Consider the following 15,304-nt stretch of genomic DNA (forward strand, 5'->3'; position numbering starts at 1 on the left):
GGCGCGGTCATCGATGACCCGCCCTTACACTTCCATCTCCCCATGGCGGATGTGCGGCATTTCGATTTGAATGGTCGCATGGTGAATGTGAAAGCGGGTTTCCACTAAATCAATCGCCTGCTGCAAAATCGCCTGGGCATCGCGGCCGTCTTCAATGAGCAGATGGCAGCTTAACGAATCGAGCCCTGAAGTGATCGTCCAAATATGCAAATCGTGGACATCCAACACCCCCTCAATGCCCAAAAGCGCCGTTTTCACTTCCGTCTGGTCAATGGAAGCAGGCGCTCCTTCCATTAAGATGTGCACCGTCTGCCAAACGACAGCGAACGCGCCTCTTAAGATCAAAACAGCCACAAACATGGAAATGAGCGGATCGGCCATATACCAGCCAAACAGCCACATGATCAGCCCCGCCACGATCGCGCCGACCGAACCTAACGCATCGCCGAGTACATGCAAATACGCGCTGCGGACATTGACATTCTCCTTGACATCCCCTTTGCGCATCAGCACCCAAGCGCTCACAAGATTCGCCAACAATCCAACGGCAGCCACCGCCATCATCGGTCCGCTCGCTACGTCGGGAGGATTCACCAATCTCCCTGCCGCTTCCCAAATAATCCAAGCGGCAATCACCACCAATGTTACGCCGTTGGCAAGCGCTGCTAAAATCTCGAACCGATACAATCCGTACGTTTTCTTTGGAGAGGCAGGCTTCGCCGCCAGCCACACTGCCACTAAACTCAGCAGAAGCGAAGCGGCATCACTCAGCATATGCCCCGAATCCGAAAGAAGGGCAAGGCTGTTCGTTACAAGTCCGCCGACAAATTCTAGAACCATAATGCCCGTCGTTATGCCAAGAGCGATCGCTAACCCTTTTCGATTTCCTTCCCTGCCATGGTGATGATGGCCGCAATGGCCATGCGCATGGTGATGCATAACCCGACTTCCCTTCACCGGTGTTGTGCATGGTCAATCGCCTGTTTTAGCAATGAAATCACATGGTCATCATCGCAAGAATATACCAATGTCTTCCCTTCGCGGCGGTATTTGACGAGCCGCAACGTCCGAAGCAACGCCAGCTGGTGGGAAACGGCCGACTGCGACATGCCGAGCACTTCCGCGATATGGCCGACATGGCATTCTTCCTGCGACAACAAATGCAACATTTTAATCCGAGTGGGATCCGCTAATGCTTTAAATAGACGCGACACTTCATCGACTGTTTCCGCTTCTAAAAACAGATGATCTTCCGTTTTCACTGCCATTCCCTCGCCTTTATATTAATTAACATATGAGCATATGTTCATATATATGCATTATATGCTCATCTTGTGATCGTTGTCAATCATTGGCCATGAAAAAAAGCGGGGAGCATCGTCCACCGCTGATCATTGCGATGTTTATTTTTTTGTATGCGGCTATTGCCTCGGAATCCGCTACGCCGCTATTTCACCTTCACAGCCGTCCCAGTCGCAATGCACATCATCATGCCATCACGCAATGTTTCAAAATCAAGATCAATGCCAATGACCGCGTTTGCCCCGAGCTTCGCCGCTTTATTCACCATTTCGCGAATGGCTAATTCTCTTCCCTCAGCAAGCTTACTTTCATACGTCCCACTCCGCCCGCCGATCATATCGGTAATGCTGGCGAGAAAATCGCGAACGACATTGGCGCCTAGAATAACTTCCCCTGCCACAATGCCTAAATACGCTTCAATTTCTTTTCCTTCAATCGTATGGGTGGTCGTGACAATCACAACGATGCCCCCCTTGCCTTTCGTCATAAATAGATAAAGCGCGTGATTCTATTATACTACTTTTCGCCGTCAGGCGTCGCCTGCGAATTTGTCCGCGGCGCAGCCGGCGCCGTTTGGGTTCCGTACAACAACAGCTGGGCGATGCCGATAAAATACTCCGATTCGCGAATAATATGGTCTAACACGACTTTCGCCGTCGGATTTTGGGCGACGACCGCACTTTTCGTTTTCACTTGCCGGCACAATTCGATGAATTGAAGACTTTGTTGCAAGCAGAATGAAACGAAATGGAGCACTTGCTGATGCAGTTGTTCAGGAACATAATAACCGGCCCGGATCACCGATTCGATATAGCGGACGGCTTGCTGGTGCGTAACGGACAAGGCCTCTTCCCACTTCTTCAACGCATCCACATAGGGTGCTTCCAATCCGGACACAAGTTCGCGAATCACTACCGTGTGCTCCTCCTCTTGATGCTTCCAAAATTCAATCTCATCCAAAATGCGCAGCGGCATATGTGGGCCATAGTAAAATTGCATGCTCTCTCCCTCCTGACTTTGTCCCCCCTCCTTTCATAATCTATGGGCAAAAAGGACGGTCCATGCCATAAAAATAGCAAAGCAACCTGTCAAACGGTTGCTTCGCCTGAATGTTCACCGCGTCCCGGGCGCCGGTTTGTCAACTCCTGTGACGCGATGGCGGTGTCCAGCGTCTTCAGATGTGTAAAAATCATAATAGTGGACGTGCATTCCGTTTCCGACCGGAATGGCCGGCCCCGAATATGCACGGTAGTAATGGGTATGGCCGTCTTCGTACAATACATACCCTTCAACATAGTGAATATGGTTCCCGTCTTCCGTAACAATCGGCGGCGACGTAACATCCAAACATTGATGGACATGCCCACCTTCGATGGAGGTATAATCGACCGAACCATGGTTGTGATGTGGAACAAAACCGGAGACAAAATCGTCCTTTCCTACCCGCTTCATAACAATCCCCCGTTTAAATAAAGAGTTGCGCTAAGCCCTTTCATTTCCGCCGCAGCAGAACAACGGCCGCCCGCCGCTATCCAGCCCAAGCAGGGAAAACTCTTGAGACGAAGACGTCTGCCCTCGATCCTTCTTATTCCAGAAAGTTAGCAGATGGAGTTATCGCTCGTCTATCCTTTAGCGAAATTACAAGAGACCTGCCCCTGCAAAACATTCATATGAAGAAAGAGAAAAAGTATGATGCAATAAGCAAAAGTTGTGGAGACTTTTATCCTGCGGCCCTTCTTCTTGCACTCTACTACCTGTTGAGTGTTCTGCCTATTCTTCGGCACTACCGGCTCATTTTTATCATCCCGAATCACTTGTAATACAAAATTGAATGAACATTCATTCTTTGTGGTATAATGGTGCCAGCATCTGCACACAAAGGGAGGAACGCTCGCCATGTGGATCCATAAAATCATCAAAAAACGATTTGAAACCGAAATGGTCAACAACGTGCACATCGCCAAAGCGACCGCTTCGTTTCAAGGCGTTCGGCTTACGGTCCGTTGCTTCGTCGTTGACGGCGTCTTGATTGACACTGGCGCCAAATCGATGGAAAACGAATTCACCTCGTTTTTTCAACAGCAAGACATCGACCAAGTTGTGATCACTCATTTCCATGAAGACCATACCGGTTGTGCAGCGTTTTTGCAGCGAACGATGGGATTGCCCATCTATATGAATGAACCGATGATCGACTACTGCCGGCAAAAGGCGGACTATCCGTTGTATCGGAAAATCTTTTGGGGAAAGCGTGACCCGTTTGCCGCCAAACCCATCGGCGCCACGTTTTCTTCTCGAAACGCCACATGGGAGGTGATTCCGACACCTGGCCATGCGATCGATCATGTCGTCTTTTTGAACCGCGAAACGGGGCAGCTGTTTAGCGGCGACTTGTACTGTCAAGAGAAAACGAAAGTCATCTTGCGCGAGGAGGACATTCCGGCGATCATCGCCTCCTTGCAGCATGTATTGACGTACGACTTCGGTGACGTCTTCTGCGCCCACGCGGGCTACCTCCCAAACGGACGCGAGGCGCTTCGGCGGAAGCTTGACTATTTGCTCGAACTGCAAGATACCATTATTGACTTATACGAAAATGGAATGCCGCCAAAACAAATTCAAGCGCTCTTGTTTCCAAAAAAATACCCGATCGTCTTTTTTTCCGGCGGAGAGTGGGATTCACTGCATATCATCCGTTCGGTGATTCGAGACTATGAGGCGAAACAAGCCAGTTGAAGCGGGACGTCCCCAAACGGCCATGCCACGGCTGAACGGGCGTCCTTTTTTGATCCGTTTGTCCATCGGGCGCTTACGATGTTCACACCGTTTTCGATGACGTCCTTTTTCGATATCATTGCCGTTTGTCCGCCCTCTTGGCATCCTGATCCTAAAGGCAGAGCTTTTCCGGAACAGTCAAACCCGTCTAGCGGCGGGAAGTTGGAACTCATTTCTTTCTGCACAAAATGTTCACTACATTTGCCGCAAATCGGACAAATTAAGAAAAAACGAAAGGAATGACTGAAGCCATGAACGACACGCCGCGCGTGAAGCTGCACGGATTTAACAATTTGACCAAATCGCTCAGCTTCAATATGTACGACATTTGCTATACGAAAGCACCCGAGGAGCGGGAAGCGTACATTTCCTACATCGACGACGTATACAACGCCGAACGGCTGACCAGCATTTTGAAACACGTCGCCGAGATCATTGGCGCCCATGTGCTAAACATCGCCAAACAAGATTACGTTCCGCAAGGCGCGAGTGTGACGATGCTCGTTTCCGAGGGGCCGGTGGTGGAAGTTCCGCAAGCCGAGGCGCCGCTGCCTGAAGCGGTCGTACTTTCGCTTGATAAAAGCCATATTACCGTCCATACATACCCAGAATACCATCCAAGTGATGGAATCAGTACGTTTCGCGCTGATATTGACGTCGTCACTTGTGGAGAAATTTCGCCGTTAAAAGCGCTCGATTATTTGATTCAGTCGTTTGACGCCGACATTATGATCATCGATTACCGCGTGCGCGGGTTTACGCGCGACATTCATGGATCCAAATGGTTTATTGACCATGACATTACATCGATTCAAAATTATATTCCGGAAACCATTCGCGAGAAGTACGACATGATTGATGTGAACATTTATCAAGAGAACATTTTCCATACAAAATGCAAACTGCGGCAATTTGATTTAGACAACTATCTCTTCGGGTATACGAAAGACGCCTTACCGAAACAAGAAGTAGAAGAAACAGCTGCCAAACTGAGAAGGGAAATGGACGAAATTTTTTATGGAAAAAATATGCCAAGCAGCTTTTAAGAAGGGAGAGCTTTTCGGCACTCGTGATCACCGATCAGCCGTTCAAGCTCCCCCTGCAGCTTCTCCGTTTGCACTACATATGGTATGCTAGTAGAAAAAAGGAAAAGGTGTGAATATGGGATCGTACATTGTTGTCGGGGCTGGCATTTTAGGTGCGGCGGTGGCTTACCACTTAGCGAAAGAAGGGGCTGCCGTAACAATCATCGACCGCAAGGACAAAGGGCAGGCGACCGATGCAGCGGCGGGGATCGTTTGCCCTTGGCTGTCGCAGCGCCGCAACAAAAAATGGTATCGGCTGGCAAAAAACGGAGCGAAGTTTTACCCTTCCCTCATTGAGGAGCTGCTATCACACGGGGAAACGGAAACCGGCTATGCACGCGTCGGCGCGCTCTGCCTGCATACAGATGAACAAAAGCTTGAACAGATGGAAGAGCGTGCGCGCAAACGGCGGGAGGAAGCACCGGAAATCGGAGACATCGTGCGGCTTGGACCGAAGGAAGCAAAAGAGCTGTTTCCGCCGCTATCTGAAGGGTATCACGCCGTTTATGTGAGCGGAGCGGCCCGCGTCAACGGCCGGGCGCTGCGCACCGCCCTTCTCAACGCCGCCCAAAAGCTTGGCGCTGTCTACATGCGCGGGAACGCCCAGCTGCGTCACCGAGATTCACGCATTATCGGCGTCGAAATCGACGGGGCAAACTACGAAGCGGACGCCGTCATCGTGACCGCCGGCGCATGGGCTGGCGAACTGCTTGGGCCGCTGGGCGTGAAATTTGCCGTCACGCCGCAAAAAGGGCAAATCGTTCATCTCGAATGGTTGACAAGCGAGACTGACCGATGGTCGGTCGTCATGCCGCCGAACAATCAATATATGCTCGCCTTCCCTGGCGGCCGAATCGTGGTCGGGACGACTCACGAAGATGAGGCGGGCATGGATGTCCGCGCGACCGCAGGCGGCATCCACGAAATATTGGATAAAGCGCTCGCCGTTGCGCCGGGGCTGTCGGCGTGCACCTACGTGGAAACACGAGTCGGGTTTCGCCCGCGCACTCCTGGATTTCTCCCTGTCTTCGGGGCGCTTCCCGGTTTTGCCGGCCTTTACGCAGCCAACGGTCTCGGCTCTTCCGGACTCACCGCCGGGCCATATTTAGGCGCAGAGCTTGCCAAGCTCGTGCTCGGCCGCCCGACCGAACTCGATCCGCTCGACTACAACATCGCCGAGGCTCTCATCGCGCTTTCCTGACGGTGCCGCACGGTGAAACACCAGCAACCTGACGCCCATCCGCCGCGTTCAGCGGTCGGCGCCAACCCGGCTGCGGCTCTTGCCCCATGCAAGCCCGCAGCCGCTTAGCCGTTTTGTCCTTCATATTTTTTCAACTGTTCCGTCAGCTGTTGAAACAATGCCATATCTTTTCGGTCAAGCGCCTGGTCAATTTGCATTTTCAACACCGACAGTTCATGGCGCTTGAGCGCCTCATCCAACACTTGCTCAGCCGCCTTCGCCATTTTCTCATGGCGCTCGTGCCGCCTGACGTTTTCAAACGCCCGCTGATCAACGAGCCGAAGATAAGCAAAATGTCTCGCCTTCCCTGGAAAATGGAGCGTCAAATAAAGCGGCTCGTTCGGATGCAGCGCCAAATCACCCATAATGGTAGCCAAGCTCGTGCTTTTTTGGCCATGCCGATAAAACACGAGCCCTTCTTCCTCCGCCATCACCGCAGAAATGGCGAGCCACCGCGCCTGCTTTCGTTCATGTTCCGTAAAATGAACGTGTTCCAACAGGTGGGGATGCTGAAGCAAATAGTTCAATACAAACCGGGCGTCCGGATGCTTTAAACGGTACTGCTGCAAAAAAGACGTTAAAAAATTGCGTTTTTCCAAATATGACACCCACCGCACCGCGCCACCCCCTTCGCGTCACTGATTCATCGCCCCGGGCGGCTCCAAAGCCGCCGAGCCTGCTCTTTCTTCCACTTTAACATGATGCTAGGCGAAACATTTTGTCCGTTCCCCTTCAGTATAGTCGATTTTCCTTCACCGTGCAGCGGCGGGCGTGCCTAACAAAAAGGCCGGGAAATAGATGCGGCAAAAAGGGGCCCCCATCTAACAGCGCGGACTTACGCGGTGATGACAAAAAAGCTGCCCTCTGTTGTGGGCAGCTGCCACTCATCGTCCGTCTGAGCCGCCTAAACGGCAAAACCGCCTTGGTTTAGGCAAGCTGCAAAACCAACCCTTCTCTTAAACCGAGCGCCTCTGCCGTCGAACGTTGGATGTCGTGCAAAAGCGACTCGTTTTTCATAAGCGATGCGCCGTAGGAAGGGATCATGTCTTTCACTTTCGGCTCCCACCCTTTCATCCGCTCCGGGAAGCACTTCGCAATCACTTCGAGCATGACGTGAACCGCCGTCGACGCACCTGGTGAAGCGCCGAGCAACGCCGCAACCGAGCCGTCGGCCGCATGGACGACTTCCGTGCCAAATTGCAACGTTCCTTTTCCGCCCGCCTCCGTATCTTTGATCACTTGCACACGCTGGCCGGCAACGATAACATCCCATTCCTCGCTTTTCGCCGTCGGAACAAACTCACGCAGCTCTTCCATGCGCTGTTCTTTCGATAACATCACTTGCTGAATCAAGTAATTGGTGAGCGCCATATTTTTCGCGCCTGCCGCCAACATCGTCAAAAGGTTGTGCGGTTTGATCGATGTAAACAAATCGAGCATGGACCCATTTTTCAAAAACTTCGGCGAAAAACCGGCAAACGGCCCAAACAGCAACATTTTTTGATTGTTGATAAACCGCGTGTCCAAATGCGGAACCGACATCGGCGGCGCCCCGACTTTCGCTTTGCCGTACACTTTCGCATGGTGTTGCTCGACGACCTCGGGGTTGTTGCACACCATAAACAACCCGCTGACCGGGAATCCACCGATCCCCTTCCCTTCTGGGATGCCGGATTTTTGCAACAAGTGCAGGCTTCCCCCTCCAGCGCCGATGAAGACGAACTGAGCCGCATGACGCTCCACAGCCCCCGTGTCCAAATTCCGCACTTTCAGCTCCCACGCGCCATCGCTTGTGCGCTTCATATCTTCGACGTGGTGGCGGTAGTGGATTTCCACATTCTTCCGTTTTAAATGTGCAAACAGTTGGCGCGTTAATTCCCCAAAATTGACGTCCGTCCCCGATTCGATTCGGGTGGCCGCGATCGGCTCGTCCACAACCCGCCCTTCCATGATGAGCGGCACCCATTCAGCCAGCTTTCTCGGGTTGTCGGAGAATTCCATCCCTTTGAACAATGGGTTGTCGGCCATCGTTTCATACCGCTTTTTCAAAAACGCCACATTCGCTTCCCCTTGCACAAAGCTCATATGCGGCAACGGGCGGATGAAGTCTTTTGGATCCTTGAGCACTCCGCTGTTCACTAAATGAGCCCAAAACTGCAAGGAGACGTAAAACTGTTCATTAATTTTGATCGCCTTGCTGATATCGATCGACCCATCCGGCTTTTCCACTGTGTAGTTCAATTCACAAAGTGCCGCATGCCCAGTCCCGGCGTTGTTCCACTCATTGGAGCTCTCAGCCCCGGCCTCCCCGAGCCTTTCAAATACGGTAATGTCCCACTCCGGCGCCAACTCCTTCAAAAGCGTTCCCAACGTCGCACTCATCATGCCGGCGCCGATTAAGATGACATCCGTTTTAGTTTGTCTGTTGCCCATGTTTACCATCCCTATCCTCTAATATTTGTAAAAACGGTGAGCGACCGCTCGAAACGATTTCAACACTCCCCTTCTCCACTTGGGGGAGATGACAAGAATTATTATAACACATTTCACTTATAGTATATCACTTTTATTTGCACCGTAAAAAATATACTCATATAATAAAGTATTTTGCTCCACAATTATGGTATCAATAGTGGAAACCCACGCTCACCTACATAATTTAATTTTACAAAATAGTTGAATATTTCGCCACCATCTGTGGAGAAAAAATGAAGAAATTTTGAACTTTAGGGATGGGCATGCACCGCCTTCTCATAAGATGTCATCAAACTTGGAAGCGGATTTGGCTTTTGGCTGAACGAGCCCTTCCAATAGCGGCGACGGTTCGTGTTGATAAAATATTTTCAACTCATGCTGGGCGCGGGTGACCAGAACATAAAGGAGACGGGCATGCAAATTTTGCTGTTCTTGCTGAAACTCCCTCTGATCCATACTTTGCTCCTCCAAAATATAGTTCATTATCCACGCAATTATTCAACAGTCTGTGCTAATCTAATCATACTAGGATGAGATTCATATTTTTGTCGAACATTGTCAAAATAATGATAGATTTCTTTATTATCAACCGGCCAGTCATGTTCAAAAAATGAAGCTGAAAAATCGTCCGTCCCGTCGGCCAAGCCTACTTCCCATCCCTGCAGCCATGAGAAACCGCCGAGCATAATGAACAATCGCGCCGAAAGACGGGCAAAATCTGTAAACGAGACGGAAGGAGCGGCGCAATGTGCAGCGCCGCTCCCCTTTTTTCTCTTTATTTATTACACTAACACGTTCCAAAAGTGCATTTTAGTTCAAATTAACTTCAAATTGAAACGGTTCGATAGTAATGTCATAGTTTTCTGAACTTCCCTCAAAATAAAGTTTAATCGTCTTTTCATTCTGATCAATTGCAGGAAAAGGAATAATCGCATCAACTGTTGCTTTCGGCAAAATGTCTGAAGGAATTTCCGGGTACCCCGCCTCAAAGTTGTCTGCCTTCTCATGTTGCGTATTTCCCACTAACAGCTTCGCATTATAATCCCAAAAGTTGATTTTAGCATTGCTTTGGTTGGAAATGGTCACATAAGCCCTTGTTTCATTCTCGGCAATCTCAACCTTATTTAGTTTGACAATATAGCCGTGCTGGTTGATTTCTTTATTGACCTCAATCGCTTTCAACGGTTTGGAAAATGCCGTGACATAATCCGTTTTTTCCACCTTCTCGGCTTCGATCACGGGAGCTGTGACTTTTCCCCCTAAAGCATTTTCTCCTTCAAATGATTCTCTCACTGTCCCAACAACATGAATAATATCCTCATTTTTCACATCCGTTTTCGGATCCGCCACCACAATCACATTCTGCTCACTATTTTTTGGATCGGCGAACGCCTGAATGTAAACGCCGTCATCACTCCTTTCCGGTTCAACAAAAATTTTCGCATAGAAGTCTACTTTCGAGCCTTTGTATTGATCTGGATCGGAAATCATTTTTGCAAACTCTTCCTTCGATAGCGGTGCCTTCGTTTCTTGCTTTTGGCTTTCTTTTTTGTCACCGGAAGATGGAGACGATGATCCCGATGAACAACCTGCCGCCGCGGAGAACAACAATGCTAGTGCCAAAAAGAATGATAAGCGTTTTTTCATACTTTATCTTCTCCCCTTCCCAATAACTGATCTTTATTCGAGATTTATCGGTGGTTCTAGTTCTAATCCTCTTAGCGCACGAAAAAAGCTCATAGGCAACGTGTTGTCGCTGTCTGTATGAAAGTCAATGCACAAGGCGTTTACATTGTTATAGAAAAATCATTTGCCTACATCGTTTCACCTACAAGACTAGTGGCTCATCCCCTAGCATGAATTCGTCAAACGTATCCTTTGTACTGTATTTAATAAAAACCCCCATCTTTGTCGCTAGTTGAGTGATGGCATAAGCTGTTTGGGAATCATCATAAATCGCTTTGTTTACAAGCTGAATCAAATCTTCCACTACTTCACCTGACTGACGATAAAAAGAAACAATTAGCTTTTCTTCCTCTTGGATTTGTTTGGTTAATAATGCACTTAAATGCTCTGCCCTTTGCCGTTCCTCTTTAGTCAGACGAAGGTCTTTTTGTGCGGATAAAAACGATTGGTATAATTGCTTCATACCAACTATACCCACTGTTGCAGCGGCTGCAGCGCCAAGCGGCCCAAGCAAAAGTCCCCCTGCTGCACTTAATAAAATCCCTGAAAAAGTAGATACAGCGTTCTCGCCAATTTGTTCCAGGTAATCTTCGATCTTTATATTCCCCTTCACAAACTTATAAGTCAACTCTGTCAATGTGACGGCGGAAGAAGCTAATGCCACTGCAGCATTCCCTCGTATAAGAACAAAATTTTTACTAATAAATTTAATTCCATGGGCGACCCCGCTAGTGACAGCTGCTCGACAAGCGGATTGAATAGTTGTCTTCCCAACTCCTTTCGCCGCTGAGGCAATATCCTTTTCTCCTCGAATAACTTGAACGCTTCCGTGCAGCATACCACTACCCAGCCCGACAACAGCCCCTGCCAGTGCGCCATTGACCATAGCCGAATACATATTAGAAACAAAATGCTGAACCTTTTGTTCAAGTGCATAGCTGTTTGGATTTTTGGCAGCGCATAGCGCCTCTTCGTAACTAGTTCCTCCGCTACTAATTTGGCCATAACGCAATTCGGATGTAATGTGAGAAAAGGCCTGCTCATAGTCTTGAGCATAAATGCTTTTCGAATCAGCCCGTTTTTTCACTAATTGAGCGACACGTTCTGCCTTATCCGTATTAACAAGCCGATCCATCTCCCCATACTTTGGATTAGCCACCATACGGGCTAAGCGGCTTGCGCTATCACTCGATTTAGCTTGAATAGACTTCAAAATATGAAACGAATCTTGAATTACAATATCCTCTGCAGCGTGCGGGTCACCCAGTGAATCGGTGGTGAACGCTCTAAATATCTCCCCAGCCCTCGCAGCGTCAATGTTAAACTTTGTACTTTCGATGATTTCAAATAATCTTCCCTGCTTAATTTTTGGATCACACTGTACATACTGCTTTGCTACATCTTTTAATAAGTCCATGCCTGCAAAGCATTCACTAGTCGCATTTCCAAGGCGCTCTACACGTTCCGCAACAATCTGGCTGGAAATGGTGTCTATTGTACGTTGGTCCATGAAAAATACCCCTTTATTTCTAATTAATACTTGATAACTGACGATCTGTTTTTTCAATTACATCCCTCAATGTCGGGGACACCGCCCCATCGTCACTGATGATCGGCGTGTCCAACAAATGCTTCATAATTACAGCTAATTGATAAGCTACATAGATGGCATGCTGGTCTTCACGTTGAAACGCTGCATAATCCGTCCCACACGATAAAATGATTCCTTCCATCTTTTCTGTATATCTATCTAACAATACACGACACTGCTCTGTCAGTTGCTTCATTTTTTCCGTATACCGTTGAATCTCATCCAAAACACGGACCGCAGCGTCAAGCTTCTCGATTTCTACATTGATCTCAGCCCGTTGTTTTTTTATCTCTTCCAGCCTTTTTTCCGTTGAAGACGCAAAAATAATACTTCCAATGGCCAATGCTGGAGCTAAAGCAATTCCGCCAAGCACCGCCATTCCTCCTGCTACTCCTAACCCTCCGGCAGCCAATGATCCTCCGCCTAAAAAAGCTAGCGTTGCATTCGTTGCGGCAGCGCCGCTCAAACTCGCAATGGCCGTTCCAGTCGATGCCGCGGCAAACGTTGTTGTAGCTCCTAATGCCCCCATTGCAGCCAATCCTCCGCCTGCTATAGCCGAAACGCCGCTGGCTGCAATTTGTGACGCTTTAATTGTTTGCCTTTCTATCTCTTTCATAAAGTGATTAACGTTGGATACATCATTGATGTTCTCAATTATCGTTTTATCTGTAAAGTGGATATTCTTCAGCTTTTTAAAGTTTTCAACAAACTTTTTCATCGTTCCGTTTAAAATATTCAATTTCGTTTCTCCATATAATTCAAACAACCCATTCGTTTTATTACGTGTTTGTTCAAAACGCTCAAAAGCTCTTTTATATTTCCTCTCTGTCGCCTCGGCAATCTCCTTTGTTCGCTTCATATTCTGATAAGAGTCATACCCTTTCTTCGCCGCCACAGCAGTAGAGGCAGCAGTTGCAGCTGCTACAAGAAAAGGAATCAAAGGCAATACCATTCATCATCTACCTCCTATTTTTGCGATAACAGCTTTATAAAAACAACTGAGTTTATAAAAATCTGCCATAACCCCACAGACTATTTTAGATATAAAAATGAGATCGCTAATGCCGCCATTGATATGATCGATAGTGTTAGTTCCCTTGTTATACTTGCACCGTACTGCCTAGCCTCATTTAAATTATGTAAATGCCCAAAAAATCCAGCAATCACCAGAACAATCCCCCATGTTCCAAAGGACAGCAGCCAATACGAAAACAAGAAGCCTAGCAGGTATATTAAGATAGTCATGACCACCCCTCTATGAACAAAACTAGTTTTTTCTTCAATCTCTTTTCTTCGTTTTGCCTCATACCGATACTTAACTATACCTATCAATCCTTTAGCCACTCCTGCGGCGACAGCTTTCCCTAAAAGTTTTCCCCACATCTCTCGCACCTGCTCCGTTGCACTTATTGATACAATTTAGTTCATCGTTTGTCCCAGGCTCGATTAAAAATCCTAAAAATATCCTGATATTTGTTCACTGTTGGTAGTTCCCCAGCATCTCTTCAATCGTTCTTTTCATCTCTTCGCGAAACTCTTTTGGCTTGATCACCTTCAAATATTGCGCCTGGCTTAGCAGCCACATTTTGATGCCGCGCCCGTATACTTCAGCCTCAATGACAAAAGCATCTCCATCTTTCCCTATAACTTTCGCGGTAGGAAGACGGTCCAAAATCGCCTGCAAAGACGAACCCCAAAAGCGAAAGGTGATTTTTGTCAACTCCCCAGCATGCATAAATTGCACCCGTTTCCGAAACTCCCCCTCTTCAAAACGATTTTTGTAATCATAGTGGAAATGTTCGTCAGTTATCGTATGGCGAACAATGCGGTCAATGCGATAAATCGTTGGAAAGTCAAAATCATAATCTTCCGGAAAGGCAATCAAGTAAAAGTAATAGTCGGAAAAAATAATACCTACCGGTTTGACTTTCCGGGCAACGGGGGCATCGCTTCCTTCCTTTTTGTAGTCGATTAAAACAATACGTTTCGTATGTACAGCGCGGCTTAACTCCCAAATGATTTCAATAAGCGGTTGGTTATGCTGCAAAGGAACATAGTGAAAACGTTCATTTTGGATTACTTCCTGAATAAACCGTTGATTTTGCGGATGTGATTGAAAAATGAGCTTTTTCAATATCCGATCCATTTCTTCCTTTGGCAGCGAACGACTTTCCAGTAGTATTTTAGAGACAACCAAAATTTCTTTGTTTGTCAACCATCCTTCTTCGTCCTTCTTTAGCACATAGCCATTTTTCTTCCGATCATACTCCAGTTCCATCAAACCTTGGAACATCTCGGCAATGTACGCACGCAACTCATCGAGATCACGCTGAATGGTTTTTTCGTTGACGCTAAACCGTTCCGCCTCCCTCTTTTTTGAAATTGCCTCCCCTTTGCGAAGCCTCTCGTAAATGGATAGAACCCGCAATGACTTTGGGTGCTGATCATCCATGCTCATCCCCCCATTGTACTGTCGAAACGCCGATCAGCCCAAATTACTATAATACTCCTAAAATGGTCCCATTATGAATCCCCAACAATATATTACCATCTCCACTTGGACATTATATGTACTTCAAAAAAAATTTTGCATTCTCTGTAATGATATTCCACTGCTAACATCGTCATTCAGCGTGATGCGCAAGGAGAAGGGCGAAAAAGAAGGATTGAACGAGTGGACATTTCCAAGGGCAAATATAGGAGTTCCGAAAAAAAGTGAATCGCGCTCATCCGCCTTATTAAGAACTGGAGGCTTCCAGAAACTTGGTCAACAAAAACAAAAGCAGCCAATTATGCATTACGCACAACTGGCTGCTTGTTCTTTGCCTAGCAGCGACCTACTCTTGCAGGGGCGCTGGCCCCAACTACCATCGGCGCTGGAGGGCTTAACTTCCGTGTTCGGGATGGGAACGGGTGTTTCCCCTCCGCTATCACCACTAGGCAATAATGGACAAGTTTCATTATAAGGAAATTTGGTTTATTGTCAAGGATTTTTTCATTCCTTCAAAACTAGATAACCGTTGTGGGAAGAAGCCGCATTTTGGTTAAGCCCTCGATCGATTAGTATCCGTCAGCTGCACGTGTCGCCACGCTTCCACCTCGGACCTATCGACCTCGTCATCTTCGAGGGATCTTACTCGCTTCACGCGA

16 protein-coding genes and 2 rRNA genes are annotated in these 15,304 nt (G+C 48.0%); 3 read left to right on the plus strand and 15 right to left on the minus strand.

Going from position 1 to position 15,304, the window contains the following annotated elements; genetic code table 11:
* Nucleotides 1–24: 24 nt before the first annotated feature.
* The 5 genes from ACTVDO_RS09165 to ACTVDO_RS09185 form a co-directional block, all read right to left on the minus strand.
* Nucleotides 25–939 carry a cation diffusion facilitator family transporter gene (locus tag ACTVDO_RS09165; protein WP_442901372.1) on the minus strand — a complete coding sequence of 305 codons (915 nt, stop codon included), beginning with the start codon at nt 937–939 and terminating at the stop codon, nt 25–27.
* 14 nt (nt 940–953) lie between these two features.
* A complete protein-coding gene (locus tag ACTVDO_RS09170) occupies nt 954–1,262 on the minus strand; it encodes an ArsR/SmtB family transcription factor (RefSeq protein ID WP_413229275.1) in 309 nt (102 codons plus the stop codon).
* Nucleotides 1,263–1,447: 185 nt separating this feature from the next.
* A complete protein-coding gene (locus ACTVDO_RS09175) occupies nt 1,448–1,762 on the minus strand; it encodes a YbjQ family protein (protein WP_442901373.1) in 315 nt (104 codons plus the stop codon).
* A gap of 56 nt (nt 1,763–1,818) precedes the next feature.
* Complete coding sequence (locus ACTVDO_RS09180) at nt 1,819–2,301, minus strand: DUF2935 domain-containing protein (RefSeq protein ID WP_442901374.1); 483 nt, start codon at nt 2,299–2,301, stop codon at nt 1,819–1,821.
* 114 nt (nt 2,302–2,415) lie between these two features.
* Nucleotides 2,416–2,754, minus strand: coding sequence for a YmaF family protein (locus ACTVDO_RS09185; RefSeq protein ID WP_063857377.1), 339 nt, complete (start codon nt 2,752–2,754; stop codon nt 2,416–2,418).
* 444 nt (nt 2,755–3,198) lie between these two features.
* Here ACTVDO_RS09185 and ACTVDO_RS09190 point away from each other — a divergent pair, with 444 nt between their 5' ends.
* From ACTVDO_RS09190 to ACTVDO_RS09200, 3 genes are all read left to right on the plus strand, one after another.
* On the plus strand, nt 3,199–4,038 hold the full coding sequence (locus ACTVDO_RS09190; protein ID WP_442901375.1) for an MBL fold metallo-hydrolase: 840 nt from the start codon (nt 3,199–3,201) through the stop codon (nt 4,036–4,038).
* Between the two features lie 290 nt (nt 4,039–4,328).
* The gene (speD, locus tag ACTVDO_RS09195) at nt 4,329–5,123 is read left to right on the plus strand and encodes an adenosylmethionine decarboxylase (protein WP_442901376.1); all 795 of its coding nucleotides are present in this window, start codon (nt 4,329–4,331) and stop codon (nt 5,121–5,123) included.
* Nucleotides 5,124–5,238: 115 nt separating this feature from the next.
* A complete protein-coding gene (locus ACTVDO_RS09200; RefSeq protein WP_442901377.1) occupies nt 5,239–6,363 on the plus strand; it encodes an NAD(P)/FAD-dependent oxidoreductase in 1,125 nt (374 codons plus the stop codon).
* Nucleotides 6,364–6,467: 104 nt separating this feature from the next.
* Here ACTVDO_RS09200 and ACTVDO_RS09205 read toward each other — a convergent pair whose 3' ends face one another.
* The 10 genes from ACTVDO_RS09205 to ACTVDO_RS09250 form a co-directional block, all read right to left on the minus strand.
* Nucleotides 6,468–7,019, minus strand: a complete 552-nt coding sequence (locus tag ACTVDO_RS09205) for a YpiB family protein (RefSeq protein ID WP_020959518.1) — start codon at nt 7,017–7,019, stop codon at nt 6,468–6,470.
* A gap of 310 nt (nt 7,020–7,329) precedes the next feature.
* Nucleotides 7,330–8,835 carry a malate:quinone oxidoreductase gene (locus tag ACTVDO_RS09210; RefSeq protein ID WP_442901378.1) on the minus strand — a complete coding sequence of 502 codons (1,506 nt, stop codon included), beginning with the start codon at nt 8,833–8,835 and terminating at the stop codon, nt 7,330–7,332.
* A 318-nt stretch (nt 8,836–9,153) separates the two neighbouring features.
* Nucleotides 9,154–9,333: a hypothetical protein gene (locus ACTVDO_RS09215; protein ID WP_442901379.1), complete on the minus strand. Its 180-nt coding sequence runs from the start codon at nt 9,331–9,333 to the stop codon at nt 9,154–9,156.
* A 354-nt stretch (nt 9,334–9,687) separates the two neighbouring features.
* Complete coding sequence (locus tag ACTVDO_RS09220) at nt 9,688–10,524, minus strand: DUF4352 domain-containing protein (protein ID WP_442901380.1); 837 nt, start codon at nt 10,522–10,524, stop codon at nt 9,688–9,690.
* Between the two features lie 181 nt (nt 10,525–10,705).
* Entirely contained in the window at nt 10,706–12,073 is a 1,368-nt protein-coding gene (locus ACTVDO_RS09225) for a hypothetical protein (protein WP_442901381.1), read from the minus strand.
* Between the two features lie 19 nt (nt 12,074–12,092).
* Complete coding sequence (locus ACTVDO_RS09230; protein ID WP_442901382.1) at nt 12,093–13,106, minus strand: hypothetical protein; 1,014 nt, start codon at nt 13,104–13,106, stop codon at nt 12,093–12,095.
* Between the two features lie 80 nt (nt 13,107–13,186).
* Complete coding sequence (locus ACTVDO_RS09235; protein WP_442901383.1) at nt 13,187–13,537, minus strand: hypothetical protein; 351 nt, start codon at nt 13,535–13,537, stop codon at nt 13,187–13,189.
* Nucleotides 13,538–13,631: 94 nt separating this feature from the next.
* Complete coding sequence (locus ACTVDO_RS09240; protein ID WP_442901384.1) at nt 13,632–14,606, minus strand: helix-turn-helix transcriptional regulator; 975 nt, start codon at nt 14,604–14,606, stop codon at nt 13,632–13,634.
* A gap of 372 nt (nt 14,607–14,978) precedes the next feature.
* Nucleotides 14,979–15,095 (minus strand): 5S ribosomal RNA (gene rrf, locus ACTVDO_RS09245).
* A gap of 99 nt (nt 15,096–15,194) precedes the next feature.
* Nucleotides 15,195–15,304: ribosomal RNA gene (locus tag ACTVDO_RS09250) — 23S ribosomal RNA — on the minus strand; the annotation flags it as partial.

It is taken from the genome of Geobacillus sp. BK01, from assembly GCF_052220245.1.
Lineage (GTDB): Bacteria > Bacillota > Bacilli > Bacillales > Anoxybacillaceae > Geobacillus.